This is a genomic window from Thioclava dalianensis (assembly GCF_000715505.1).
In the GTDB taxonomy this organism is placed as follows: Bacteria; Pseudomonadota; Alphaproteobacteria; order Rhodobacterales; family Rhodobacteraceae; genus Thioclava; species Thioclava dalianensis.
In genome coordinates this window covers 1-26,359 of the sequence record NZ_JHEH01000019.1, presented here as the reverse complement: position 1 = coordinate 26,359, position 26,359 = coordinate 1, and the positions used below count along the sequence as shown (strand labels likewise).

Genomic DNA, 26,359 nt, shown 5'->3' with positions numbered 1-26,359 from the left:
TCCTTTGGTGGAGAGCGGGCCGGGCCCGCGAAATAGGAAACGCGCGCGCAGGTCCGGCCCGCGCGCGCGAAGAGAAAAGGTCAGAGCGCGATCAGAGCGCGTCCTCGACCTTTTTGGCAACCTCCGGCGAGAGCCAAGCCTTCCACACGTCCGGGTACGTCTCGAGGAAATGATAGGCGGTGTCTTCGTTGGTGCCCTGATTGTCCGACTGCCACGCGAGGAACTTGCCGACGATCTCGTTGGACCATTCCCGCTTCTTGAGATAGCCCATCGCGATCGGGTTCTTCTCGGAAAACGCTTTGGTCACAACGGTATAGACGTCAGAGGTCGGGTAGGAATTCGGGACCGGATTGGCGCAATCGGGCTGCGAGGTGCAGGTGTCCCAGTTTTCCTTGTTGTTCGGACCCGCATCGAGGCGGACCATCGGGTATTTGCCCAAAATCGCGGTGGGTGCCCAGTAATAGCCCAGCCAGCCCTGCTTGCGCTCATAGGCATTCGCGATCGAGCCGTCGAGCCCGGCGGCTGAACCGGTATCGACCAGCTCGAAGCCTTTCGCCTTGGCATCATAGGCGCGGTAGAGATTGGCGGTCGAAATCTGGCAGTTCCAGCCCGCCGGGCAGTTGTAGATGCCACCTTTCGACGGATCTTCGGGATCGGGGAACAGATCGGGATGCTTGAGCGCGTCCTCGACGGTTTTGATGTCGGGATGTTCCTCGGCGATGTATTTCGGGATCCACCAGCCTTCGACGCCGCCATCTTTGAGGATATTGGCCGCAATCACCAGCCGACCCTCGGAGACCGCCTTGTCGAGCGACAGCTTGACCGCGTTGACCCAAAGCTCGGGCGCAATGTCGGGTTCACCCTTTTCATCCATCGACGTGAAGGTGGGCATCGTGTCGCCGGTAACCAGCGTCACATCGCAGCCATAGCCGTTTTCAAGAATGATCTTGTCGACCCAGGCGGCAACACCGGCCGAGGCCCAGTTCATCTCAGCTTCGGTGACTGATCCGCATTCGCCATCTGCGGCAAAGGCGGCTGGCGCGGCAAGGACGCTCAGCGGCAAGGCCAGAAACAGACTGGCTAGTGTGGATTTCTTCATGCGTGTTCTCCCGTTGGATGCAGCTTTTTGTTGGATGGGGCGCGCGGGCTGCCACCGCAGATGCGACCCTTTTGCCCGCGCAGATCCGCGGGCAGAGCGTTATAGGGTTCAGTCTATTCGAGCGTTCTTAGCCAAATAGTCAGAATCCGACATACGTATGTCGTAAATGTCTCACCGTTTCAGCGCAACCATTTTAGCAGCGCGAGCGTTACGTCAGCACAATTAACGCGCCCGACGGCGCAGGAGAGATCTGGACCGATGGACGAGACCGCCACGCCCCCGACCCCGACCGACCCGCCCGCCGTCGCGCGGAGCGGCCTTATCGCCGTGATTGGCAACCCGTCCTCGGGGCGCAATTCGCGCGATGAAGACGCCGTGGGCGCAGCGCTCAAGGCGTTTGGGCCGGGCGCAGAGCTGTATCGCTGGACGCCCGAGACCGACATCGCCCACACCGTCGAGCGCGCACTTGCAGATGGCGCAGAGCTGATCGTGGCAGCGGGCGGTGACGGCACGGCGATGGCGGTGGCCCAGTCGATGCTGGGCCAAAGCGTGCCGATGGCCGTGCTGCCCCTTGGCACATTCAACTTCTTCGCGCGCGGGTTGCGGCTTTCCGAAGATCCCGTGCAGGCCGCGCAGGCGATCCGGGATGGCACGCCCAGCTCGATCCGTGTTGGGCAGGTCAACAAGCGGGTCTTTCTCAACAATGCCTCTCTGGGCATCTACCCCGCGATCCTCAAGGCGCGCGAGGATATCTATGCGCGCTGGGGTCGGCGCCGAGTGGTTGCGCATTGGTCCGTGATCAAGACCTTCCTGCGGTTTCAGCGCCCGATGAACCTGCGCATCACCGCCGATGGGGATACCCGCAATTATCGCACGCCGCTCGTTTTCGTGGCCCGCTCTGCCTATCAGCTTGAACTGTTCGGGCTGCGTGGGGCCGGGGCGATCAGCGATGACCATTTCGCGGTGCTCGTCGCCAAGGGCGGAAGCCGTGCCGATCTGTTCCGGCTGGCTGCGCGGCTGGTCATGAGCGATGCCCGCGAGGGCCGCGATTACGAGCTGATCCGGGCCCGCGACGTCTCGATCTCGACGGGGCGCAGACGGGCTTTGCTGGCCTTTGATGGCGAGAAGAGTTTTGAGCGCAGCCCGTTTCACTTCGAGATGTCGTCTGATCTGCTCAATATCGTGCAGCCGGTGCCGGAGGATGCGGAGGACGCCGCATGACTCGGATCGTCCATCTCTCTGACCTGCATTTCGGGCGCACCTTGCCTGCGCTGGAAAGCCCGCTGGTGCAAAGTGTCAATGCGCTGGGCGCCGATCTGATCGTCATTTCTGGCGATTTCACGCAGCGCGCGCGCCGCGGCCAGTTCTCGCAGGCGCGGCGTTTCGTCGAAAGCCTCGATGCGCCGGTGCTGTCAGTTCCGGGCAATCACGACACGCCGCTCGACAATATCTTCGTGCGCTTTTTGCGGCCTTTCGGGCGCTACAAGGCGGCAATCGACCGCAATCTCGAGCCGGATTTCGACACGGATGACCTGCGTGCGGTGGGCGTGAACACGGTCAATCGCTTTGCCTGGCAGCGGGGAAAAGTTTCGGGCCACACGGTCGCGCGGCTTTGCGAGGGGTTTTCCGATGCGCAGGACAAGCTCTGCGTCGCGGTGATGCACCACCCGCTGGAGCACGGGCCCGATGTCGATAAAAAGCTGATGGGCGGGGCCGACCGGGCGCTTGAAGGGCTCAATGAATGCGGGGCGGATCTGGTGCTCTCGGGGCATCTGCACACGGCCTCGGCGGCGCCCTTCTCGGCGGTGCCGGGGGTGTTGTTCGTGCAGGCGGGCACCGGGCTGTCCTCACGTCTGCGCGGAGAGCGCAACATGTTCAATCTGATCGAAGGAGACGCGCGCGCTCTGAGCATTACCCGTTTTGAGGCCGATGAGAGCACCCGTTTCGTCCCGCGCGCCCCGCTTCACTTCACCCGCGTCGATGGGCATTGGCAGTCCCACTAGCCCCGCGCGCCCAGCCGTTCGAGCATTTTCAGGCATTGCTCCAACTGATCGAGCGAGACGAATTCGTCGGCCTTATGGGCCTGCTCGATCGAGCCCGGGCCGCAGATCACCGCATCCATACCGATCGACTGGAACAGCCCGGCCTCAGTGTTGAAGGCGACGCATCCGGCATGGTTTTGCCCCGTCAGCGCAAAGACCAGATCGCGCGCGGCGTTCTCATCCATCGGCTCAAGCCCCACGACTTCGCCCACCGTCTCGGTCGCAATCTCGGCCTGCGGTGCGATGGCGCGCATGTCAGGCAGCAGCGTGTCTGTGACGAACGCCTCGATCTCGCCCTTCACGAAATGCATATCAGCGGCGTTGATCGGGCGCATTTCCCATTGCAGCTCGGCGGTGGGCGCGATCACGTTATGCGCCACGCCGCCCCTCAGGGCGCCCACGTTCAGTGTCGTCTGGGGCGGATCGAAGCGCGAGCCTTTGGGGCAGCGCGCGATCAGGGCGGCGCGCAGCTCGAACAGGCGGTTGATGTAGCGCACGGCATATTCGACCGCATTCACGCCGCGCTCTGGCGCTGAGCTGTGGCCGGGCAGGCCGGTGAAACGCACGGTATATTCGCAGCAGCCTTTGTTGCCGTCATAGACCTGCATCGAGGTTGGCTCGCCGATCAGGCAGAGCGCGGGTTTGATTGGGCGCTCGGCCAGCAGCCGGACCAGCGACTGAGCGCCAAGACAGCCGACTTCCTCATCATGGGTGAAGGCGAAATGGATCGGGCGCGTTTGGGCGGCAGCCTTGAGGCTGTCGAGCGAGCCCAAGCACGCCGCGATAAATCCCTTCATGTCACAGGTGCCGCGCCCATAAAGTTTGCCGTCGCGTTCGGTCATCCGAAACGGATCGCTCGCCCATGTCTGATCGGTGACCGGCACCACGTCGGAATGGCCCGACAGCACCAGCCCGCCATCGCGCGCAGGTCCGAGCGTGGCAAAGAGATTGGCCTTTTGGCCGCTCTCATCGGTCATCACCTCGACCACGGCACCGGCGGCCTCAAGCCGCGCGGCGATATAGTGGATGATCGGCAGGTTGGTCTGCGCCGACACGGTCGGAAAGCCGACAAGGTCGGACAGGATCGAAAGGGTCGGCTGCATCTTCATGGGCTCAGGCTTTCACGAACAGTTTGCGCTCGATATGGCTGAGCGGTTCTGCCGGGCCGTCCTCACGGATCAGGATCGTCTCGGTCGTCTCCATGCCCCAATCGTCCATCCACAGGCCGGGCATGAAATGGAAGGTCATGCCGGGTTCCAGAACGGTCTCGTCGGTGTCGCGGATCGAGACGGTATGCTCCCCCCAATCGGGCGGATAAGAGCAACCCACCGCATAGCCCGCCCGGTTGGGCCGTTCGATCCCAACCTTAAGCAATTCGGTGTTGAGCGCACGCGCGATGTCGCAGGCCCGGTTTCCGGCCCGCGCCACCTCGATCCCGGCATTGAGCCCTTCGGTCAGTGCCTCGGAGGCGTCGATCACATGCTGGGGCGGCTTTCCAAGAAACACCGTGCGGCACAGCGGAGAATGGTAGCGACGATAGCAGCCCGATTGCTCGATAAAGGTCGCCTCGCCGGATTTGAACGCCTCGCCGTTCCATGTCAGATGCGGCGCAGAGGCATCGGCCCCCGAGGGCAACATCGGCACGATGGCGGGGTAATCGCCCCAGCTATCCTCTTCGCCCTGCACGGCGGTCCGATAGAGCTCCCCCACCAGATCGTGCTTGCGCATTCCGGGCTCGATGAGGTCGATGGCGCGGGCGATCACCAGCTCGGAGATCCGCGCAGCGCGGCGCATGAAGTTCAGCTCTTCTTCCGATTTGATCAGGCGCTGCCAATTCACCAGCACGCTGGCATCAAGAAGTTCTGCCTCGGGGAGTCCTTCGACCAGCACCTCATGGGCGCGCGCGGTGTAGAAATAGGTCTCTTTCTCGACGCCGATCCGTGCAGCGCCATAGCCCATGATGCGCAGGCGCGAGGCGAGGTCCTCCATCGGATGTGAGACGTCCGACTGCACCATGATATCGTTGTAATAGAGGATATTGTCCTCGGGCATCCAGACGGTGCGGCGGGCACCATTGGCATCCATGAAGCGCCCCCACCAGAAGGGCTCGCCCTCCAACGGTAAGATCACGCCCTGATGGGTGTAAAACGACCAGCCGTCATAGCCTGTGAGCCAGAATTGGTTGGAGGGGTTGGTGACGAACAGCACCTCGATCCCGCGTTCGACCATCGCTTGACGCACAAGCTTGATGCGCCGCTGATATTCCGGTTGGCTGAATGGGGGATTTGCAATCGTCATGGGGCGCGCTCCGATCTGGCTTTGAGGCACAGTGGAGTCGGCTTGCACGAGTTGCAAGGGGGGCAGGGCGCATGCACATGGAGGTGAGCGCGGCCCGCGCCTGACCGGCGTTTAGCTCGGACGGCCGGAGATATCGCCCCAATCAAGCACCGGCGAGGCGTCGATCTCATGGGCGTCCAACATCGCTGCGACCCGCTCAAGCGAGGCGATCAACTGCGCCTGCTCCCAATCCTCAAGCGCCTCGAAGCGGCGAACGAAGATCTGTTGAAGCGCATCGGGCGCATCGTCGATTGCCGCGCGGCCCACCGGGGTGATCACGATATCGGTCTGACGCCGGTCGCGCTCGGAGCGCTTGCGGGTCACCATATTCTTACGCTCCAACTTGTCGAGCAGCGCGGTCATCGTGGCTTGGCTGACGCTCATCCGGGTCGCGATCGCCTTTGGCGTCGACCATCCGTCTTCCGACACAACCTGCAACACGCGAAACTGCACGGGCGTCAGACCGGCGGATTTCGCCAGGTCGCGTCCGAACATCTCGGTGGCGCGCAAGATCCTGCGCAATGCGATCAAGCTGGTATCGACACGTTCCATCAGGCTGCGGACCTCATCATCGTTCAGATGATCCAGTATCGCAGAGAGCGCTGGGGCGTTCAATCGCTTAGTATTGCTAAGTGTTTTATGGTCTGTGAAGCGGTTATGGTTTGTCATGCTAAGGGATAATAGTGACTAATTTGCTTATTTTAAAGGGATTGAGGAACATTTTTCCGACATGATGGTTAGCCTATTGAAATTTCTGATCTGATCTACTAGTTAGTCAACCGAAGTAAATGAAAGGACAGGAATCGTGTCGCATCTTGGCTCTATCAAAAAAGCGTCTGAACTGGTTTTTCGGAAGCCGGACTCGGAGGATGGTAGTGAGATCTGGAAGCTGATCCGCCGCTGCAAGCCGCTTGATGAGAACTCGATGTATTGCAACCTGTTGCAGTGCGACCATTTTCGCGACACCTGCGTGATGGTCGAGCGTGACGGCGAGCTGTTGGGCTGGATTTCGGGCTATATCGCGCCCTCCGAGCCCGAGAGCTTTTTCGTCTGGCAGGTCGCGGTATCGCCCGATGCGCGCGGCCTCGGCCTTGGCAAGCGCATGCTCACCCATCTGATCGAGCGTGATGAAGCCGATGCCTGCACCCAGCTCAAGACCACGATCACCCGCAGCAATGAAGCCAGCTGGGGCCTGTTCCGCTCTTTCGCGCGCTCGATCGGCGGTGAGCTGACCGATGAGGCGCATTTCCATGAAGACGACCATTTCGATGGCCATGCCGCGACCGAGCACATGGTGACGATCACGTTCCCGCAAGAGGCCCGCGCCGCCGCCTGACAGGCTGGCTTGCGCGCCCTTCCTTCCCCCAAATTTGACGGAGAATCCCATGACCACGACCACTGTGGACAAGACGATCTTTACAAAACGCGAATCCGAGGCCCGTTCCTATTGCCGCGGTTTCGATACCGTTTTCACCAGCGCTCAGGGCTCTGAGCTGACCGATGCTGACGGTCACACCTATATCGACTTTCTCGCCGGCTGCTCGTCGCTCAACTACGGGCATAATGACCCGGACATGAAAGAGGCGCTGATCAATCACCTGCTGGAAAACAAGATGGGCCATGCGCTCGATCTTCATACCGACAGCAAGGCGGCGTTTCTGAACGCCTATGAAAAGCACATCCTTGCCCCGCGCGGCATGGATCATAAGCTGATGTTCATCGGCCCGACCGGCGCCAATGCGGTTGAGGCGGCAATGAAAATTGCGCGCAAATCGACCGGGCGCACCAATATCATCGCCTTCACCAACGGCTTTCATGGCGTGACCATGGGCGCCTTGGCTGCGACCGGCAACGGCTATCACCGTGGCGGCGCTGGCATGGACACCCATGGCGTGACACGTCTGCCCTATGACAACTATGCCGATGGCGTCGATTCGGTGGCGCTGCTCGACCAAATGCTCTCGGATGCGTCCGGTGGCGTGGACGCGCCTGCCGCAATCATGCTTGAGACGGTTCAGGGCGAGGGCGGCCTCAATGCTGCAAGCCCGGAATTCATCCAAGGTGTCGAGAAAGTCGCCCGCAAGCACGGTGCACTTTTCATCGTTGACGACATTCAGGCAGGCTGTGGCCGCACCGGGACGTTCTTCTCCTTCGAAGAGATGGGCGTGACCCCCGATGTCATCACGCAAGCCAAGTCCATTTCGGGCTTCGGTCTGCCGATGGCGCTGGTTCTCGTGCGCCCCGAGCATGACGTGTTCGGTCCCGCCGAGCATAACGGTACGTTCCGTGGCAACACCCATGCCTTCGTGACCGCGACCGTAGCGATTGAAAAATTCTGGTCGGATGACGTGTTCCAGCGCGAGCTGGCCGTGAAGGCCGATGTGCTGCGCGAAGGTCTTGCGGCTGTTGCCGACAAAGTGCCCGGCGCGTTCCTCAAGGGTCGTGGCCTGATGCAGGGCGTTGATGTGGGTACCGGCGAGCTGGCCTCGAAGATCTGCGGTCGCTGCTTTGAGAAAGGCCTCGTGATCGAGACATCGGGGAACAATGATCAAGTGGTCAAGGTTCTCGCGCCGCTGACGACGCCGATGGAGACATTCCGCAAGGGTCTGACGATCCTTGACGAGGCCACCGCCGAAGTGCTGGCCGAAGACGGAGCGCATGTGGCCGCCGCGTAATCGCGGCGCTGCCATCCGGACGTTCCCTCAGACACCAAAAGAGACGGAGACAAGATATGATTGTTCGCGACCTCAACGAAATCAAAGGCACTGAACGCGATGTGGCCGACGCAGATTGGACCAGTGTGCGGATGCTGCTGGCCGACGACAATATGGGCTTTTCGTTCCATATCACGACGCTCAAGGCGGGCTCCGACCACACCTTCCACTACAAGCACCACTTCGAGAGCGTCTATTGCATCTCGGGCAATGGTCACATCACCGAGCTGGACAATGGCACGCGCCATGAGATCAAGCCGGGCGTGATGTATGCGCTCAACCTGCATGACCATCACCGCCTTGTTGCGGGCGATGAGGATCTTGTCATGGCGTGCTGTTTCAACCCGCCCGTGACCGGCAACGAGGTCCATCGCGAAGATGGTTCCTATGCGCCTGCCGATGATCTGGAGCAAGCGTGAGGGCCCATATGACCCAGCAAAAGCATACTGTCGAGAAGATCGGCGGCACCTCGATGAGCCGCGTCGATGAACTGCTTGAAACGCTGTTCGTCGGGGATCGCAAAGGCGCTGATCTTTACGGACGTGTCTTCGTGGTGTCGGCCTTTGGCGGCATCACCAACCTGCTGCTCGAGCATAAAAAGACCGGCGAGTCCGGCGTCTATGCGCAATTCGCGCGGGCCGATAGCGAGCATGGCTGGCACGAGGCACTGAGCCGCGTGGCCACCGCCATGGTGGAAGCCCATGAAAAGGTGCTGAAGCATCCGGGCGACATCGCGCAGGCCAGCGAGTTCGTGCGCGAGCGGATCGAAGGGGCGCGCAATTGCCTGATCGATCTGCAACGCCTGTGCTCTTACGGGCATTTCCGGCTGTCGCAGCACATGCTGCAAATCCGCGAATTGCTCTCGGGGCTGGGCGAGGCGCATTCGGCCTATGTCACCACGCTGCTGTTGCAGCGCGAGGGCGTAAATGCCCGCCTCGTCGACCTGTCGGGCTGGCGTGACGAAACCGATCACGATCTCGACTCGCGGATCTTGAACGCGATGAACGACGTCGATCCGGCGACCGAGATGCCGATCGTCACGGGCTATGCGCAATGCGCCGAAGGGCTCATGCGCGAGTTCGACCGCGGCTATTCCGAAGTGACCTTCTCGCGGATGGCGGCTTTGACCGGCGCGCGCGAGGCGATCATTCACAAGGAATTCCACCTGTCCTCCGCCGATCCCAAGCTGGTGGGCGAGGGCCGCGTGCGCAAGCTGGGCCACACGAATTACGACGTGGCCGATCAGATGTCGAATATGGGCATGGAGGCGATCCATCCGAAAGCCGCCAAGACCCTGCGCCAAGCCGACGTCCCGCTGCGGGTGACAAATGCCTTCGATCCCGGCGATCCGGGCACGCTCATTGACGATAAGCCGGCGGATGAACCCGCCGTCGAGATGGTCACCGGGCTGGAGATCATCGCGCTGGAAGTGTTCGAACAGGACATGGTCGGTGTGAAGGGCTACGACGCCACGATTCTCGAGGTTTTGACCCATCACGATGTGCGGATCGTCTCGAAAGCGTCGAATGCCAACACGATTACGCATTATGTTGATGCTCCGATCGAGGTTTTGCAGAAAGTTGAGAAAGACCTCTGCAAACGGTATCCCTCGGCTCAGGTCTCGGCGCGGATGCTGGCAATGGCTTCCGTGATCGGGCGTGATCTCAAAGGGTTGTCGACGCTGACGCGCGGGCTGCAGGCCATCGCCGATGCGGGGCTCGAAAGCCTTGGTGCGACGCAGGGTCCGCGCAATGTGGACGTGCAATTCGTGCTTGAGCGCGATGACCTCAAACCGGTCATCAAGGCCCTTCACGACGCCTTCATCTGCCGTGAGGCGGAGCTTCATAAGGCGGCCTGAGGCCTCCCGCATTGCGAGTAATTCGACCCCGCGCAGTCAATCTGCGCGGGGTTTTCTTATTCGGAAAAAAGGTTGCGACATGTAGCCACAGAAGGGATGATACAAGGGTTGCTACGCTTGCCACGCGCAGCTTTGCGGTTAATTGAGTGGCACCCCCGGACCAAAAGGAAGTTGCCCGACAATGATACTGTCCGACATTCCGACCCTCGATCTCGCTCGCGCTCAGTTCGCCTTCGTCGTGTCGGCCCATATTATTTTCCCCGCCCTCTCCATAGGCTCCGCCAGTTTTCTGGCGGTGCTTGAAACCTTGCGCAAAATCACCGGCAAGGATGTGTATCTGAGGATTTTCGAGTTCTGGAAGCACATCTTCGCAGTCGTCTTCGGCATGGGCGTCGTCTCGGGCGTCGTGATGTCTTATGAATTCGGGCTGAATTGGGCGGTGTTTTCCGACAAGGCAGGTCCGGTGCTTGGTCCGCTGATGGGATATGAGGTCATGACGGCCTTCTTCCTAGAGGCGGGTTTCCTAGGCATCATGCTATTTGGACGCGACCGTGTCCGCCCGATCATCTACTACATCGCGGTCCTGATGGTTGCGATCGGCACCCTGATCTCGGCCTTCTGGATCTTGGCTGCGAATAGCTGGATGCAAACCCCCGTCGGGTTCTCGGTCAATGAGCTGGGCCAATTCATCCCCGAGGATTGGTGGCAGATCATCTTCAACCCCTCGCTGCCCTATCGTCTTGTCCATATGGTTCTGGCAGCCTATCTCACGACGGCGCTTGTCGTGGCCGGTGTGGGCGCGTGGCACCATCTGCGCGGCACCGCCGATGACGCGGTGCGGGTGATGTTCCGCATGGCGGTGGCGATGATCCTCGTGACCGCCCCGATCCAGATCCTCGCAGGCGACCAGCAAGGGCTCAACACCCTCAAGCATCAGCCTGCCAAGATCGCGGCGATGGAAGGGCATTGGAAAACCGAGAAGGGGGCTCCTTTCATTCTCTTCGGCTGGCCCGAGCAGGATAAGGAACGGACGGCCTACAAGATCGAGATCCCCTATGCCTCGTCGCTGATCCTGACCCACTCCCTGGAAGGCGAAGTTCCGGGCCTTGGCGATTTCCCGGTCGATGAGCGTCCGCCGATGCTTGTCGTGTTCTGGACCTTCCGCATCATGGTGGGGCTTGGCGCCCTGTTTGCCGTGATCGGCTTCTGGGGCGGCTGGCTGATGCTGCGCAAGAAGCTGCATGAGCCGGGCTGGTTCCACCGCGCGGCGCTGGTGGTCTCGCCCGGCGGGTTTCTCGCCATCATCATGGGTTGGTTCACGACCGAGTTCGGCCGACAGCCCTTCACGGTCTACGGACACCTGATGACAAAGGATTCTGTCTCGCATCTCGATCACACCACGGCCTTGCTGGCCTTGATCGGTTTCGTGCTGGTCTACGCCTTCCTCTTTGGCTCGGGCACGTTCTACCTGTTGCGACTGATGCGGCAGGGGCCGGGCAGTGCAGCGCCTGTAGAGAATACACCGCAGCGGGCCGGCGGGCTGGCCTCGGTGATGCTTGATGATGTCGTGACCGATAAAGAGGAGGCCCACTCATGAGCACTCTGGCCCATTACCTGCCCGATATCTGGGCTGCGATCATTGCCTTCGCCGTTCTGACCTATGTCGTGCTCGACGGGTTCGATCTGGGGGTGGGGATCATGTTCCCCTTCCTTGGCTCGGATGACAACCGGACCCGGGCGATGAACTCGGTGGCACCCGTCTGGGATGGCAACGAGACTTGGCTGGTCATGGGGGGCGGCGGCCTGCTGGCGGTGTTCCCGCTCGCCTATGGCGTCATCCTCAACGCACTTTACGTGCCATTGATCGTGATGCTTCTGGCGCTGGCGTTTCGCGGTGTGGCCTTCGAGTTCCGCGGCAAGACGCGGCGCTGGAGACCGCTCTGGGACAAGGCCTTTTTCGGCGGCTCGCTGGTGGCCACGCTGGCACAGGGCGCGGTGCTTGGCGGTCTGCTGCAGGGGCCCAGCGTGACCGGGCGCACCTTCTCGGGCGGTCCGCTGGACTGGCTGAGCTGGTTCAGCCTCGGCACGGCGCTGGCGCTTGTCGCGGGCTATGTGATGCTGGGGGCTGCGTGGATTGTGCTCAAGACCTCGGATGATCTTTATGATCGCGCGCGCCGCTTTGGCGAGAAGGCGCTTTTGATCACGCTGGTGTTCATCCTTCTGGCCTCGCTCGCGACGCCTTTCCTGAACCCCGAGTATTTCCGGCGCTGGTTTGCCTTCCCGGGGATCTTGCTGAGCGCTCTGGTGCCCTTACTGTTGCTGCTTTGCGGCTATGGCTACTGGTGGGCGATCCGCTCGGATCGTGGGCTTGTGGCCTATTTGTCCGGCATCGGGATCTTCATCCTCAGTTTTATCGGGCTGGGCCTGTCGATCTTCCCCTATATCGTGCCGACCTCGATCACGATCCGGGAGGCCGCGTCGGGTGCCGCATCGCAGATGTTTGTCTTCGTGGGGGCGGTGATCTTCCTGCCGATCATCCTGAGCTACACCGCCTATGCCTATTGGGTGTTCCGCGGCAAGACGAGCGAGCATGACCACCATCACTATTAAGTTGAAGAGGGAACTGCCGAACCCTCCGCGCGTTCGAGGGGAATGATCCCTCATCACTCATAGCACCCCGATCTGCGCCATATGTCGCGATCGGGGTGCTTTTTTATGTTCAGCCGGAGGCCGCCCATGTCCAAAACCGATGATCTTCCCGAAACAAGCGGCCCCTCCGGCGGTTGGGGGTCGCTCAAAGGGATCACCCGGATTTTTGGCGAAACATGGCCTTCGGCAGATGCGGTGCGCACGCTCAAACGACAGAACAAGCCGGGCGGCTATATGTGTGCCTCTTGCGCCTTTCCCAAACCGGCCAATTACCACCCGTTCGAGTTTTGCGAGAATGGCGCGAAATCAACGCTGTGGGATATGACCCGCGCGCGCTGCACGCCCGAGTTTTGGGAGGATCACACCGTGGCGGGGCTGCGCGACTGGTCCGATCACGAGCTGGAAAAGACCGGACGGCTGACCGCGCCGATGCGCTACGACCCCGCCCGCGACCGCTATGTCGAGGTGAGTTGGGACGATGCTTTTGCGGAGATCGGCGCCACACTCAAAGATCTGCCGCGCGAGCAGGTGGTGTTCTACTCCTCGGGCCATGCGGGACTTGAGGCCTCCTATCTCTGGGCGCTGATGGCGCGGGCCTATGGCAATAACAACCTGCCGCAAAGCTCCAACATGTGCCACGAGACGACGAGCGTCGGGCTCAAGAAGGTGATCGGTTCATCGGTGGGAACGGTGCTTTGGGAAGACCTCGAAGAGACCGATTGCTATTTCTTCTTCGGCCAGAACCCTGGCACCAATGCGCCGCGCTTCCTGCATCCGTTGAAAGAGGCCAAGGACCGCGGCGCCAAGATCGTCACTTTCAACCCGGTGCGCGAGCAGGGGCTGATCAGCTTTGTCGATCCGCAGAATATGCATGACATGCTGACGGGCAGCGAGACGAAGATCTCCGATCAGTATCACCAGCTCAAGGCAGGCTCGGATATCGCGGCCCTGACGGGGCTGTGCAAGGCCGTCATCGAAGCGGATGAAAAAGCCGAGGCGCAGGGCCGCGCGCCGATCATCGACTGGGCGTTCCTGCGCGAGCATTGCAACGATTACGAGGGCTTTTTGCGGTTCTGCCGCAGCACCGAGTGGCAGGCCTTGTGCGATGAATGCGGCCTGAGCGAGACCGAGCTGCGTCAGGCCGCCGAGGTCTATATCAAGGCCGAGCGCGTGATCGGTGTCTACGGGATGGGGCTCACGCAGCACGCCCATGGCGCGACCAATATCGGGATGCTGGTGAATTTCCTCGCCCTGCGCGGCAATATCGGGCGCAAGGGGGCGGGCTGCTGCCCGGTGCGCGGGCACTCCAATGTGCAAGGCCAGCGCACCGTGGGTATTGCCGAGAAGACCGCGCTGATCCCGATGGATCGGCTGCGCGATCTCTTCGGGTTCGAGCCGCCGCAGAAAGACGGGATGCATATCGTCGATGCGGCGCAGGCGATGCTGGAGGGCAAGGTATCAGCCACGCTGAGCATGGGCGGAAACCTCTTGCGCGCGCTGCCCGACACCGACCGTATCGAGGCCGCCTGGCCACAGCAAAAGCTGACGGTGATGGTCTCGACCAAGCTCAACCGGTCGCATCTCTATCCGGGCGAGGTGGCTTACATCCTGCCGTGCCTGAGCCGCTCCGAGGTCGATGAGCAAGAGACCGGCAACCAATATGTGAGCGTCGAGGACAGCTTCTCGATGATCCATGGCTCGCTGGGCAAACATCCGCCAGCGGCGAAGACGTTGAAATCCGAACTGGAGATCACCTGTCGCATCGCGCAGGCGGCCTGCGCGCCCAATGACAAGCTGTGCTGGCTGGACTGGATCAAGGATTATTCGGTGGTGCGCGATCTGATCGAGGCCACATATCCCGACGATTTCCGCGACTTCAACGCCCGGATGAATGAGCCGGGCGGGTTCTGGCGTGGCAATGCCGCCCATGAGCGCGTCTGGAAGACCGAAAGCGGCAAGCTGGAATTCACCACGCCGGACCGGCTTAACGCGCTGGGATTCGAGGATGCGCCGGGGCGTTTCCGGATGATCACGATGCGCTCGAACGATCAGTTCAACACCACGATCTACGGCTATTCGGATCGCTTTCGCGGGATCGAGGGCACGCGCGATGTGCTCTTGATGAACAAGATCGACATTGCCGATCTTGGGCTGAAGCACGGCGATGAGATCACCGTGCGCGGCGATATGGGCGATGGCGTGGACCGGATCAAAACGGGGCTGAGCCTGTGCCAGTTCGATATGCCGCGCGGCACGGTCGGGGGCTATTACCCGGAATGCAACGTGTTGATCCCGGTGGGTTTGCACGACCAGCTCTCGAAGACGCCCGGCTCCAAAGGGGTGCCGGTGCGCATCGAGAAAGCCTAGGCGGGCAGGGGCTCGGGGCGGCGCGAGTCGAGATAGGCGATGCCAAGGAAGGCAAGCCCTACCAAGGCCATCGCGGTGCCCACGATCCCGGTCGACTGCCAGCCATAGCCCGCGCTCAGCGCAAGGCCCGCAAAGAAGGGCCCCAGCGCGTTGCCCAAATTGAAGGCCGCGTGATTGAGCGCCGCCGCAAGCGTCTGGGCGCGTCCTGCGACCTCCATCAGCCGCATCTGCATCGGAATGATCAGCCCGGCGGTGGTGCCCATCGCGATCATCGCGACCGACATCCATTCCCAGTGCCCGATGGTGATCGTATAGAGCAAGGTCATCACCGCCATACCGCTCAGCAAGATTACCCCCGCGCCAAAGCGCGACCAGTCCGACAGGCGGCCCGCGATCATATTGCCCAGCGTGCCGCCGATGCCAAAGGCCGAGAGTGCGATCGGGATCGTCCAGCTTGGCCCGGCCTGCGTGTCGATCATCGTGGCCGACAGGTAGGAATAGACCGCAAACACCCCGCCAAACCCGACCGAGCCCACCGCCAATGTCAGCCAGACCGAGCGGTTGGCAAGCGCACGTAGCTCTTGCATGGGGCTGGCATCAGGATCGCGCGGCACCACAGGTGCGTGGCGCGCGATCAGAAGCGTCGAGAGGCCGCAGATCACCGCGACAATGGCAAAGCCCCAGCGCCAGCCGAAATACTGCCCGATGGCCCCCGCCAGTGGCACGCCGATGATATTGGCGACCGTGAGCCCCGAGATCACCAGCGCGATCCCCTGCGCGCGCTTGCCCTTTGGCATCAGATCGGCGGCAAACAGCATCGCCATGCCGAAATACGCGCCATGCGGCAGCCCCGAGAAGAAGCGCGCGATGGTGAAGGTCGTCATGTTCGGCGCAAACCCGGCTACGATATTGGCCAAGGCGTAAAAGCCCATCAGCCCGATCAGGAAGCCCTTGCGGGGCAGCTTTGCGCCGGCCACCGCCAGCAGCGGCGCGCCGATCACCACGCCGAGCGCATAAGACGAGATCGCGTGACCCGCGCGGGCCTCGCTGATGCCGAAATCGGCGGCGTAGAATGGCAATAGGCCCATCGAGGCGAACTCGATCACACCGATGCCAAAGGTTCCAAGGGCCAGTGACAGGATCACGGCCCGGGCTTTGCGGGGGCTGAGCGACATGGGGGAGGGCTCCGCTAGAGTGAATCAGACCCGCTCGAAGTAGAGTACATCTGCCAATCTGCAAGCCCCGAATTAGGTCTCAATCGCCAAGCTTGGCGTGAACCTCGTCGAGATCGACCTCACCGATGGGCATTTTATTGTCGGGATCATCGAAGTCATATTGGAACAGCTGGAAATCCTTTTTGTAGATTTCCCAGACCAGATGGCGCGACAGATCGTCGAAATATTCGCTGATCTTATGGGCCCGCTTGGGCCCGTGCCCTTCGGATTCATTGAAGCGCGGAACGCTCTCGATATCGATCTTCACCGGGGTCTCGATGTCATCGAGCACGGATTTCATGCCCTCGTTGAATTTCTCGGTGAAGAAGATGTTGTCGTAGCGCCCACCATTCACGATGAAGGTCGAGATATGACCCGACATGGCGGACCAGTGAATGTCGGGATCCATCGGGCGGCGCCAGCGGATGGTGTCACGTGCAAACAGCAAGAAGCGGCGGAACGAGGCGATCTGGTCGAAATCGAAGTTATCCTCCGGCGAGCCGACCTCGATCCCGTATTTCTGCACCAGCTTCGGGACGAGATTGCCGCGATAGCGCTTCCCGTTGCGCTGGATGCCCGCGATCTTGTCGAAGAAGGACGAGAGGATCCGCCCATAGGGATTGCGCACGCAGGTGAAGGCATAGCTTTTATGGCCGGTGACATTCTCAGTGATCGGCGTCTGGCTTTCCGGTTGCGCCCATTTGTGCAGGCCAGAAGTTGAATCGTGAATGTCTCCGTCGAAATAGCGGCCATGATCCGAGTAATACATGATCTGCCCAATCGACGAGCACGCGCATTTGGGGACAACGCGATAGACCATGCTTTCGCTTTCCGTCATCCAGGTTCCGGGAAACCCCATTCACTTTCCTCCGACTGCGCAGGGCCCGTCAGGGCGGCCATAGCGCGATAATTATGCTCTTAAGAGCAAAGAAACGCTGTCTTTTCAACGTGAATTGACGCTAACAAGGCAGATAGTGACCCAAATAACCACGGCCCCGATTTTCGCATGGCACGAATCGCGTTTATTTTGTTGACACATAAGGATCCCCAAGGGGTGATCGCGCAAGCGCAGCGATTGACGGAAACCGGCGATTTTGTTTCGATCCACTATGATGCAAGCGCCAAGGCCAGCGAGTTTGCCCAACTGCGCGCGGCGCTGTCAGACAACCCCAACGTGACCTTCGCGCGCAAGCGGTTAAAATGCGGCTGGGGTGAGTGGAGCCTTGTGGCAGCGACCCTCGAGGCGCTCAAGGCGGCGGAGGAAGACTTTCCGCGCGCCACGCATTTCTACATGCTGTCGGGCGATTGCATGCCGGTCAAAACAGCCCGCTACGCGCATGATTTTCTCGATGCCGAAGAGGCCGATTACATCGAGAGCTTCGACTTCTTCAGCTCAGGCTGGATCAAGACCGGGTTGAAGGAAGACCGGCTGATCTATCGGCACTGGTTCAACGAACGCACCCAGCCCAAGCGTTTCTACGCAAGCTACCGCGCGCAGCAGCGTCTGAAGATGGCGCGCGAGGTGCCCGCCGATATCCAGATGATGATCGGCTCGCAATGGTGGTGCTTGCGGCGGCGCACCATTGAATGGGTGCTCGATTTCATCCGCAGCCGACCCGATGTGATGAAGTTCTTCCGCACCACATGGATCCCCGATGAGACTTTCTTTCAGACCATCGTGCGCCACGTCGTCCCCGAGGCCGAGATCCACGCGCGCACGCTGACATTCCTGATGTTCACCGATTACGGGATGCCCGCGAATTTCTACAACGACCATTACGACCTGCTCTTGAGTCAAGATTACCTATTTGCGCGCAAGATCAGCCCTGAGGCGCGTGAGCTCAGGAATCGGCTTGGCGCGCTTTGGGCCCAAGAGGACGTGCAGTTCGCGATCTCGAACGAGGGGCGCGCGCTGCATAAGTTTCTCACCGGCCGGGGGCGTATCGGGCGCCGGTTCGCCCCGCGGTTCTGGGAGGCGGAATCGACTTTGGGTCGAGAGCGCACCTTGTTCATCGTGGCGTGCAAGAAATGGCATGTGGCCAAGCGGCTGGTGGCAGAGCTGAGCGCCCGCGACAGCTCGATCCACGCCATGGAATATGTCTTTGACGAGATGTGCGAGCTGCCCGATCTGGGCGGGATCGAGAAAACCAAGGACAAGCGCAACCGTCACCGGCGGGTGCTGATGCGGATGCTGTTCGAGCATGCGGGCTCGGACCGGATGCTGATCTGCCTTGATCCCTCTGCCTTCGATGTGATCCGGGATTTCACCGGGGATAAATGCGAAACGCGGCTTCTCGAGATCGAATGCAGCTTCAGTGATGACTATCTGGCGGGCCATGCGCGCCGGGTCGGTCTGGCCGGAGAGGAAACCCCCTCCGATGTGCTGGCCAAGGTGCTCCCCACGATCCGGGCCGATATGACCTTTGAGCGTGAGCGCCTGCGCGATGCCGGGTTTGAGCATTATGAGCTGATGCGCGAAAACGGCAGCCCCGAGGACAACGCCCGCGCCCTTGCGCGGGCTCTCGACATCCCCGACGCTGTGGCCCATGAACTGGCCCAGCTCGACTATCTGTTCAAGGACTGAGGAGGCGCGCCATGGCCTATAGCTACGACGATCAGAACATTTTCGCCAAGATCCTGCGCGGCGAGATCCCCAATAATACCGTTCTCGAAACTGAGCACACGCTGGCGTTTCGCGACATCGCGCCCAAGGCACCCGAGCATGTGCTGGTCATTCCCAAGGGGGCCTATGTGAGCTTCGATCACTTCTGCAACGCCGCCTCCGACGCAGAGATCCTCGATTTCCACCGCACCGCAGGCCGGATCTGTACCGCGCTTGGCGTGGAGCCGGGCGAGGGCGGGGATGGCTATCGCGCGATCACCAATGCGGGCGAGAACGGCGTGCAGGAAGTGCCGCATTTCCATCTGCATATTCTGGCCGGGCGTCCGCTTGGCCCGATGGTGGTGATGCGCTGATCACCAGCGTTTGAGCGCGGCCTCGTCGGTGTCTTTGGCCTCAACCCATGAGGTGCCGCCGGGCCCGTGCTCTTTCTTCCAGAAGGGCGCGCGGGATTTGAGGTAATCCATCAAAAACTCGGCCGCCTCAAAGGCTGCGGCGCGGTGGCGCGCGGCGGTCGCGACCATCATGATCGTCTCGCCAATCGCCAGCCGCCCATGCCTGTGGATCACCAGCGCATCCGCCAGATCCCAGCGCTCCACGGCCTCTTGCGCAATCCGGGTGATCGCGGCCTCGGTCATGCCGGGGTAATGCTCCAGCTCAAGCGCGTGCATCTGCCCGCTATCGTCGCGCACGATCCCGGTGAAGCTCACGACGGCCCCCACATCGGCGCGTCCGGTGCCAAACTCAGACAGTTCCGCGCCCAGATCGAAGGGGGCGGCTTGCACCGAGATCTTCATCTCAGCCCCCCGTCATCGGCGGGAAGAACGCCACCTCGCGCACGCCCTTGAGCGGGGCGTCGAACTCCGACAGCTCCTGATCGAGCGCCACGCGCAACGCCGACAGATCGGCAAAGGCGGCCTCGTAGCGCGGCTCGCGCGCCTTGAGCTCGGTCACCAGATCGGCCACGGTCGCCGCCTGCGTCTCAAGCGTCTCGCGCGGCAGGCCGATGCGCTCGCGGACCCAAGCGAAATAGAGAACGTCAATCATCGCCGGGCTCCCTGAGATAGGGCAGGGCCTTGCGGAAATAGTCCCAGCCGGTGATCGCGGTCAGGATCGCGGCGATCCAGATCAGCATCAGTCCGATATGCGTCGCGATATCTGCCGGGCTCAGGCCAAGCGGAATGTCCCCCTCGCCGGCGCGCGGGGCGCGGCCTTGCTCGAGATAGGCTAGGCCGGTGCCCAGAAACAGCACTGCAATCGCGACCATCTGCGCGGTGGTTTTCCATTTGGCGAGCTTGGTGACGCGCAGGCGGCCCGCATCGGCGCCCAGAAACTCCCGCAGTCCGGAAACGAAGACTTCGCGGAACAAGATCACCGTGGCTGGCAGGATCAGCCAGGGGTTCATTCCCGAGTAGCCCGTCAGCACGACCAGCGCGATCACCACCATCACCTTGTCGGCAATCGGATCGAGCATCGCACCGAACTTGCTTTCCTGTTTCCACGCGCGCGCGAGATAGCCATCGAACCAGTCGGTGACCGCCGCTCCCACGAAAAGGGCCAAAGCGAACCAATCGGCCCAAGGGCGATGGAAATACAAGAACATGACAGCCACGCCGGGGGCTGCCAACAATCTGAGCACAGTCAGGATATTCGGTAGGTTCCATCTCATGGCTGGCAACCTAACGGCAGGTTTCGAAAAGCGGAAGAGGCTGCATCACTCGGGATCGAATATGCGCGACGGGTCTGCGTAATCGTGAACACGGCCCTGACGGTCCGTGATCCGCCATTGGCCTGCGGTGCCAGTCGGGGCGACATGATCGGCGGTGATCTCGACTTTGCCAAATCCGCCCGGAATATCGAGCACATAGCGCGGTATCATCGTGCCCGAGCACCGCCGCGCCAACTCGGCCATCACGGCGCGCCCCTCCGCCAGTGTCGTGCGGAAATGCGAAGTGCCCCGCGCAAGGTCGCAGTGATGCAGGTAATAGGGCTTCACCCGCAGAGCGGTCAGCGCGCGCATCAGCGCCTCAAGCGTGTCGGGATCCGCATTGACCCCGCGCAAAAGCACGGTCTGCGAGAGCAACGGGATGCCGTGATCGACCAGCCGCGCGATAGCACCGCGGGCCGCCTCCGTCAGTTCCTGCGCGACATTCGTATGCAGCACGATCCAGACCGTCGGGGCCGCGCGCAGCCTCTCGCACAGCGCTTCCGTGATCCGCTCGGGGGCAACCACCGGCACCCGCGTATGCAGCCGGATCTGGTCGAGATGCGCAATCGCGCCCAGCCGATCGAGCACCGCGCCTAATCTGCGCGGTGAGAGCGTCAGCGGATCGCCCCCGGTCAGGATCACTTCGCGGATCGCGGGGGTGGCGGCAATGTATTCAAGTGCTGCGTCCAACTGAGCTTCGGGCAGCGGGCCTATCTCGCCCACGGTCTCGCGCCGAAAGCAGAACCGGCAATAGACATCGCAGGTCTTCGTGATGTGCAAAATCACCCGGTCAGGGTAGCGATGGGTCAGGCCCGGCACCGGGGAATGGGCGTCATCCCCGATCGGATCGCCCAGCTCTTCGGGCCGGATATGCAATTCATGTGCCGAGGGCACGAATTGCGCGGCCACCGGGTCGGCGGGCGTGGAGATTGCGCCGCGCATCTCGGGCGTCACTCGGATGCGAAACTCTTGCGCCACGCGCTCCAGATCGGCGCGCCCCTGCGGCTCGGTCAGCCCGGAGCGTTCCAGATCGGTCACGCGGGTAAGCGCGCGGGCGGGCGGGCTGTGATCGGTCATCTCAGCCTTTCTCGTTGAAGAAATTGTGGATCGTCTCGGCCATTGCCTCGGAGATTCCCTCGACTTCCATCAGATCAATGGGAGCGGCCCGGCTGACCGCTTTGGCCGATCCGAAATGCAACAGCAGCGCGCGTTTGCGCGTCGCGCCGATCCCCGGCACCTCATCGAGCGGGTTAGCCATTTGTGCCTTGGCGCGTTTCGCGCGGTGGGTGCCGATGGCCCAGCGGTGCGCCTCGTCGCGCAGGCGCTGGATGTAGTAAAGCACCGGGCTTTGGCGGGGCAGGGCGAAGGGGCGCTGGCCGGTCCGGTGGAACTCTTCCTTGCCGTGGTCGCGGTCGATGCCCTTGGCCACGCCCACCATCGGGATATCGGTCACGCCCATCTCGGCCATGATCTCATGCACCGCCGAGACCTGCCCCGCGCCGCCGTCGATCAGCAAAAGGTCGGGCCATGCCTCGGTCTGGCGGTCGGGATCTTCCTTCAAAAGCCGCGCGAAACGGCGCGTCAGAACCTCTTTCATCATGCCGAAATCGTCGCCCGGGGTGAGGTCGATATTCTTGATGTTGAACTTGCGGTACTGGCTTTTGATATAGCCCTCGGGGCCTGCCACGATCATCCCGCCCACGGCATGGGCACCTTGGATATGCGAGTTGTCGTAGACCTCGATCCGCTTGGGAGGGGCGTCGAGCCCGAAAGCCTCGGCCACGCCTTCGAGCAGTTTGGCCTGCGCCGCACTTTCCGACATCTTCCGTCCAAGGCTTTCGCGGGCATTGCGCGCGGCATTCTCGACCAGCTCGGCCTTTTCGCCCCGCTGTGGCACGGCGATCTCGACGCGGCGCTCGGCGCGCTCGGAGAGGAACTCCGCCAGCAGCTCGGTATCCTCGACCGGATGCGAGAGCAGCAGCAGGCGCGGCGGCGGGCGATGCGTGTAGAACTGCGCGATGAAAGCCTGCAGGATCTCGGGGGCCTCGGCACCCGAGCCCGTCTTGGGGTAGAAGTCGTGATTGCCCCAGCTTTGATTGCCGCGGATGAAGAAGACCTGCACACAGGCCTGCCCACCCTCGGAATGGAGCGCGATCACATCCGCCTCGGCCACGCCACGCGGGTTGATCCCCTGGCTTTGCTGGACATTGGTCAGCGCCTTGATCCGGTCGCGCAGGGCGGCCGCCCGCTCGAATTCCATTTCTTCCGAGGCCTTTTGCATCTGTTCGGCCAGCTCGCGCTGGATCGTGGTCGAGCGCCCTTCGAGGAAGCGCTTGGCATCGGCGACAAGCGCGTCGTAATCGGCCTCCGAGATTTTGCCCACGCAAGGGCCAGAACAGCGCTTGATCTGATATTGCAGGCACGGGCGCGTGCGGCTGTCGAACATCGCATCCGAGCAGTTGCGCAGCAAGAACACCCGCTCAAGATGGTTGAGCGTGCGGTTCACCGCACCGGCGCTGGCAAAGGGGCCGAAGTAATGGCCCTTATCCTTGCGCGCCCCGCGATGCTTGGAGATCTTGGGGAAGGGGTGGTCGGTCGCAATCAGGATGTTGGGGAAGCTCTTGTCGTCGCGCGCGAGCACGTTGTAGCGCGGCTTGAGTTGCTTGATCAGGTTTTGCTCAAGCAGCAGCGCCTCGGTCTCGGTGCGGGTCGTGAGAAACATCATCGAGGCGGTTTCATGGATCATCCGCGCGATCCGCGCCGAATGCCCTGAGGGCCGCGCATAGTTCGACACGCGCGCCTTGAGGTTGCGCGCCTTGCCAACATAGAGGATCTCGCCCTTGGCGTTGAGCATCCGGTAGACGCCCGGCGATCCATCGAGCCGCTTGAGGTAATCCGCGATCAGCGCATGGCCCGTCAACCCATGCGCGGGGCGGGTCGCGGCGGGCGGCTGGGTCATCTCGGGTGTGTCATCATCGTCGTTCATGAGCACGCTTCGATTCTTCGGATTGGCTGCACCCTTAGACGCGCCGGATCAAGGAAAAACATGTCCACCAAAACTGGGGATAACTCTGTTGGCAAATTCCCGTGAACGCGCTTTTGCTCAGTGTACCTTACGTTTCCCATGGCTTGCCTAAATTTTGAGCGACTTTTTAACCTTTTGATTTTTAAAGATAAAAAAATCAATACGTGCCAAGTGATTGAAAGTATTAATACTTTTGTGACGGCCATGTGACTGATTCTTCCAGGGTGCACAACTTGCCGTAGGGTCCACGCGTTTCGCGTCATTCCGGCCCCAGAACATCAGGGGTCTGCCAGCCAAGATGTTGGCCACCATCGGCGCAAATCAACTGGCCCGTCACCGCTGGCGCCTCGAGGAAATATCCCAAAGCCGCGCAGATATCCTCGGGGTTCGCACCACGCTCAAGGATCGTCGCTGCCCGCTGGCGCGTGAAGTGCTCTTCAGATTGCCGCGCGCCCTGTAAGGTCGGGCCGGGGCCGATAGCATTGACCCGGATATCGGGGGCGAGCGCTTGCGCCGCGGTCCGGGTCAGCGTCCACAGGCCCATCTTGGCCAGCGTGTAGGTCATGAATTCCGGCGTCAGCTTGCGCACCCGCTGATCGAGCATATTGAGCACAAGCGCCCGGGCGCGCGGCTCACCGTCGCGCATCTCGGCTTTCGGCGCCTGCTGGGCGAAATCCTGTATCAGCACAAAGGGCGCGCGCAGGTTCGAGTCGAAATGCCGGTCCCAGCTTTCGCGGGTCGCGCTGTGGATCGTGTCATATTCGAAGATCGAGGCATTGTTGATCAGGATGTCCAGCGGACCGCCAAGGCTCTCGGAGGCGCGCGCGATGAGCGTCGCGGTCGCGGCCTCCTCCAGCAGATCGGCTTGAACGACGGAGGCCCGCACGCCAAGAGCGCGCGCCTCTTTCGCCGTAGCCTCGGCCGCCTCGGCCGAGCCGTTGTAATGGATCGCGACATCGATGCCGCGGCCTGCAAGATAGAGCGCCATCGCGCGTCCCAGCCGCTTGGCACCGCCGGTGATCAATGCGCGTTTCATACATATCCTCCGATCAGCAGGGCCAGCACATAGGCAAGATAGGCCGAGGTGAACGCGATGCCCATCCAACGCCCGATCACCCGGTGGCCGAAAATGAACGGCACCAGCAAGAGCGAGGCGGCCAGCATCACCCACAGGTCGAGCTGACGCATTTGCAGCGGCACCGGGATCGTGCCAAACAGCCCCGCCACGCCGATGATGCAGAGCAGGTTGAAGATATTTGAGCCGATCACGTTGCCAAGCGCCACATCGGCGCGGCCTTTCACGGCGGCGGAGATCGAGGTGGCCAGTTCGGGCAGCGATGTGCCGACGGCCACCAGCGTTAGCCCGATCACCGCATCCGAGACGCCCAGCGCCTTGGCGATATCGCTTGCGCCATCGACCAGCAGGTTGGCCCCGAGCGGCAGCCCGATCAGGCCCGCCAGCAGGCAAAGCACGATGCGCACGCCCGGCATCTCAGCATCGGCATCCTCAAGACCGTCGTCTGCGAGCACGTCGCCATCGGAGGTGCCATTGCGCTCGGCGCGGTGCGAGAGGGCTTGGCGCATCTGTCGGAACAAGATCGCGCCCAGCCCCGCCAGCAAGATCAGCGCCTGCGGCCAGCGGATCGGCCCAAGCAGGGCGATCACGATGAACAAAACCGTCGCGGCGAGCATCAAGACAAGGCTCTCGCGGGTGTCATGCTCATCCGTGCGAATGGCCGAAATAATCGCCGGAATGCCCAGCACCAGAAGGATATTGGCGATGTTAGAGCCCACGACATTGCCCAGCGCGATACTGGGTGCATGATCGAGTACCGCTGCAATCGAGACCATCAGCTCGGGTGCGGAGGTGCCGAAGGCGACAACCGTCAGGCTGACGATCAGCGCCGGAATGCCAAACCGCAAAGAGAGCGCCACGGCGCCCTTGACCAGAAAGTCACCCGCCACGACGAGCAAACCCAGCCCGATCGCGATCAACACGAGATCGAGTATCATTAACGCTTCCCTTGTTTGCACGCGCAGGGGGAGCGCCCGATCAGGGGGCGCTTGCAGGACTGGCAGCGCGCGGCCAGCCGGGGCGTGCCTTTGCGTCCGGGGACGCGGAGCTTGCCGAACATCGCAAGCACCATCATCACCACCAGAAACAGTGTCATGCCTTTGATCAACATCGCTCTACAGCCCGTAGCGCGCCCAGAGGGCACGGTCTTCGGCGGCGTCGATCAGCGCGCCGGAAGCCCCCGCTCCCATCTCGGTACCAAGGCTTGCGCCAAAGCGTCGGAAGATCGAGCGTTTGGGGGCATAGGCCACGGTACGGACATTCTTGCCATAGAGCTCTTTGAGCTTGGGCACGGCATGGCCGATGCCGTCGATCAGTCCGGTCGCCTCGGCCAGCGCCTGCCGCCCGGTCCAGATATCGCCGGTGAAAAGGTCGCGATCACTGGCCAGTTTCGCGCCACGCCGGGCACGGACGTAGTCTTTGAAACTGTCATGCATATCTTCAAGCAGCCGCTTGAGCCGGGCTATGTCTTCTTCCTTTTCGGGGCGGAAGGGATCCATGAAGCTTTTCGAGCCGCCCGCCGTGTGCACGCGGCGCTCGATGCCGTGGCGCCCGATGAACTGATCAAGCCCGAAGCCTGACGAGATCACGCCGATAGAGCCCACCACCGAGGTCGTATCGGCCCAGATCTCATCGGCGGCGCAGGCCAGCC

26 protein-coding genes are annotated in these 26,359 nt (G+C 61.8%); 11 read left to right on the top strand and 15 right to left on the bottom strand.

The genetic code is table 11. The features are described from left to right. Window positions 1–91: 91 nt before the first annotated feature. Window positions 92–1,099, bottom strand: a complete 1,008-nt coding sequence (locus DL1_RS14105) for an ABC transporter substrate-binding protein (RefSeq protein ID WP_038067561.1) — start codon at window positions 1,097–1,099, stop codon at window positions 92–94. Window positions 1,100–1,357: 258 nt separating this feature from the next. Between DL1_RS14105 and DL1_RS14100 the strand changes: the two genes are divergently transcribed. After that, window positions 1,358–2,320, top strand: coding sequence for a diacylglycerol/lipid kinase family protein (locus DL1_RS14100; RefSeq protein ID WP_038067559.1), 963 nt, complete (start codon window positions 1,358–1,360; stop codon window positions 2,318–2,320). Continuing rightward, entirely contained in the window at window positions 2,317–3,102 is a 786-nt protein-coding gene (locus tag DL1_RS14095) for a metallophosphoesterase family protein (protein ID WP_038067556.1), read from the top strand. The genes DL1_RS14100 and DL1_RS14095 overlap by 4 nt, the downstream gene beginning before the upstream one ends. Here the strand turns inward: DL1_RS14095 and argE are convergent. The 3 genes from argE to DL1_RS14080 all read right to left on the bottom strand — a co-directional run bounded on the left by argE (window position 3,099) and on the right by DL1_RS14080 (window position 6,030). Beyond that, on the bottom strand, window positions 3,099–4,250 hold the full coding sequence (gene argE, locus DL1_RS14090) for an acetylornithine deacetylase (protein ID WP_038067555.1): 1,152 nt from the start codon (window positions 4,248–4,250) through the stop codon (window positions 3,099–3,101). The genes DL1_RS14095 and argE overlap by 4 nt on opposite strands. A 4-nt stretch (window positions 4,251–4,254) precedes the next feature. Further along, window positions 4,255–5,439 (bottom strand): M24 family metallopeptidase, encoded by a 1,185-nt coding sequence (locus DL1_RS14085; protein WP_038067550.1) that lies wholly within the window; start codon window positions 5,437–5,439, stop codon window positions 4,255–4,257. Between the two features lie 111 nt (window positions 5,440–5,550). Beyond that, a complete protein-coding gene (locus DL1_RS14080; RefSeq protein ID WP_038067548.1) occupies window positions 5,551–6,030 on the bottom strand; it encodes a MarR family winged helix-turn-helix transcriptional regulator in 480 nt (159 codons plus the stop codon). 253 nt (window positions 6,031–6,283) lie between these two features. Here DL1_RS14080 and ectA point away from each other — a divergent pair, with 253 nt between their 5' ends. The 7 genes from ectA (at window position 6,284) to DL1_RS14045 (ending at window position 15,066) form a co-directional block, all read left to right on the top strand. Continuing rightward, the gene (gene ectA, locus DL1_RS14075; protein WP_051693572.1) at window positions 6,284–6,814 is read left to right on the top strand and encodes a diaminobutyrate acetyltransferase; all 531 of its coding nucleotides are present in this window, start codon (window positions 6,284–6,286) and stop codon (window positions 6,812–6,814) included. Between the two features lie 49 nt (window positions 6,815–6,863). Continuing rightward, complete coding sequence (gene ectB, locus DL1_RS14070) at window positions 6,864–8,153, top strand: diaminobutyrate--2-oxoglutarate transaminase (protein WP_038067546.1); 1,290 nt, start codon at window positions 6,864–6,866, stop codon at window positions 8,151–8,153. A 56-nt stretch (window positions 8,154–8,209) separates the two neighbouring features. Continuing rightward, a complete protein-coding gene (locus DL1_RS14065) occupies window positions 8,210–8,611 on the top strand; it encodes an ectoine synthase (RefSeq protein ID WP_038067544.1) in 402 nt (133 codons plus the stop codon). Window positions 8,612–8,619: 8 nt separating this feature from the next. After that, window positions 8,620–10,050: an aspartate kinase gene (locus DL1_RS14060; protein WP_038067539.1), complete on the top strand. Its 1,431-nt coding sequence runs from the start codon at window positions 8,620–8,622 to the stop codon at window positions 10,048–10,050. A gap of 181 nt (window positions 10,051–10,231) precedes the next feature. Next, window positions 10,232–11,647: a cytochrome ubiquinol oxidase subunit I gene (locus tag DL1_RS14055; protein WP_038067536.1), complete on the top strand. Its 1,416-nt coding sequence runs from the start codon at window positions 10,232–10,234 to the stop codon at window positions 11,645–11,647. 5 nt (window positions 11,648–11,652) lie between these two features. Next, a complete protein-coding gene (cydB, locus tag DL1_RS14050; protein ID WP_425441843.1) occupies window positions 11,653–12,660 on the top strand; it encodes a cytochrome d ubiquinol oxidase subunit II in 1,008 nt (335 codons plus the stop codon). Window positions 12,661–12,786: 126 nt separating this feature from the next. Beyond that, entirely contained in the window at window positions 12,787–15,066 is a 2,280-nt protein-coding gene (locus DL1_RS14045) for an FdhF/YdeP family oxidoreductase (protein ID WP_038067529.1), read from the top strand. Here DL1_RS14045 and DL1_RS14040 read toward each other — a convergent pair. Both DL1_RS14040 and DL1_RS14035 read right to left on the bottom strand, forming a co-directional pair. After that, window positions 15,063–16,241 (bottom strand): MFS transporter, encoded by a 1,179-nt coding sequence (locus DL1_RS14040; RefSeq protein WP_038067526.1) that lies wholly within the window; start codon window positions 16,239–16,241, stop codon window positions 15,063–15,065. The two genes, DL1_RS14045 and DL1_RS14040, sit on opposite strands and share 4 nt — an antisense overlap. A gap of 79 nt (window positions 16,242–16,320) precedes the next feature. Then, window positions 16,321–17,139, bottom strand: a complete 819-nt coding sequence (locus DL1_RS14035) for a sulfotransferase family protein (protein WP_038067524.1) — start codon at window positions 17,137–17,139, stop codon at window positions 16,321–16,323. A gap of 147 nt (window positions 17,140–17,286) precedes the next feature. Between DL1_RS14035 and DL1_RS14030 the strand changes: the two genes are divergently transcribed. Further along, window positions 17,287–18,864, top strand: a complete 1,578-nt coding sequence (locus tag DL1_RS14030) for a DUF5928 domain-containing protein (RefSeq protein ID WP_038067520.1) — start codon at window positions 17,287–17,289, stop codon at window positions 18,862–18,864. An 11-nt stretch (window positions 18,865–18,875) separates the two neighbouring features. Next, window positions 18,876–19,256, top strand: coding sequence for a histidine triad nucleotide-binding protein (locus DL1_RS14025; RefSeq protein WP_038067517.1), 381 nt, complete (start codon window positions 18,876–18,878; stop codon window positions 19,254–19,256). On the opposite strand, the gene DL1_RS14020 is transcribed toward DL1_RS14025, so the two are convergent. The 9 genes from DL1_RS14020 to DL1_RS13980 form a co-directional block, all read right to left on the bottom strand. Further along, complete coding sequence (locus DL1_RS14020; RefSeq protein WP_038067515.1) at window positions 19,257–19,697, bottom strand: molybdenum cofactor biosynthesis protein MoaE; 441 nt, start codon at window positions 19,695–19,697, stop codon at window positions 19,257–19,259. It lies immediately after the preceding gene. A 1-nt stretch (window position 19,698) separates the two neighbouring features. Next, window positions 19,699–19,947, bottom strand: coding sequence for a molybdopterin converting factor subunit 1 (gene moaD / locus DL1_RS14015; protein WP_038067512.1), 249 nt, complete (start codon window positions 19,945–19,947; stop codon window positions 19,699–19,701). Beyond that, on the bottom strand, window positions 19,940–20,569 hold the full coding sequence (gene pgsA, locus DL1_RS14010; RefSeq protein ID WP_038067509.1) for a CDP-diacylglycerol--glycerol-3-phosphate 3-phosphatidyltransferase: 630 nt from the start codon (window positions 20,567–20,569) through the stop codon (window positions 19,940–19,942). Before pgsA ends, moaD begins: the two co-directional genes overlap by 8 nt. 45 nt (window positions 20,570–20,614) lie before the next feature. Next, the gene (locus DL1_RS14005; protein WP_038067507.1) at window positions 20,615–21,685 is read right to left on the bottom strand and encodes a lysine-2,3-aminomutase-like protein; all 1,071 of its coding nucleotides are present in this window, start codon (window positions 21,683–21,685) and stop codon (window positions 20,615–20,617) included. 1 nt (window position 21,686) lies between these two features. Next, on the bottom strand, window positions 21,687–23,567 hold the full coding sequence (gene uvrC / locus DL1_RS14000; RefSeq protein WP_051693577.1) for an excinuclease ABC subunit UvrC: 1,881 nt from the start codon (window positions 23,565–23,567) through the stop codon (window positions 21,687–21,689). Window positions 23,568–23,892: 325 nt separating this feature from the next. After that, window positions 23,893–24,669 carry an SDR family oxidoreductase gene (locus DL1_RS13995; protein ID WP_038067505.1) on the bottom strand — a complete coding sequence of 259 codons (777 nt, stop codon included), beginning with the start codon at window positions 24,667–24,669 and terminating at the stop codon, window positions 23,893–23,895. After that, window positions 24,666–25,646: a calcium/sodium antiporter gene (locus DL1_RS13990; RefSeq protein WP_038067502.1), complete on the bottom strand. Its 981-nt coding sequence runs from the start codon at window positions 25,644–25,646 to the stop codon at window positions 24,666–24,668. Before DL1_RS13990 ends, DL1_RS13995 begins: the two co-directional genes overlap by 4 nt. Further along, the gene (locus tag DL1_RS21825) at window positions 25,646–25,804 is read right to left on the bottom strand and encodes a hypothetical protein (RefSeq protein WP_162178758.1); all 159 of its coding nucleotides are present in this window, start codon (window positions 25,802–25,804) and stop codon (window positions 25,646–25,648) included. The genes DL1_RS13990 and DL1_RS21825 overlap by 1 nt, the downstream gene beginning before the upstream one ends. Window positions 25,805–25,823: 19 nt before the next feature. After that, the coding region (locus tag DL1_RS13980) for a S49 family peptidase (RefSeq protein ID WP_038067497.1) at window positions 25,824–26,359 on the bottom strand (536 nt) is incomplete at its 5' end.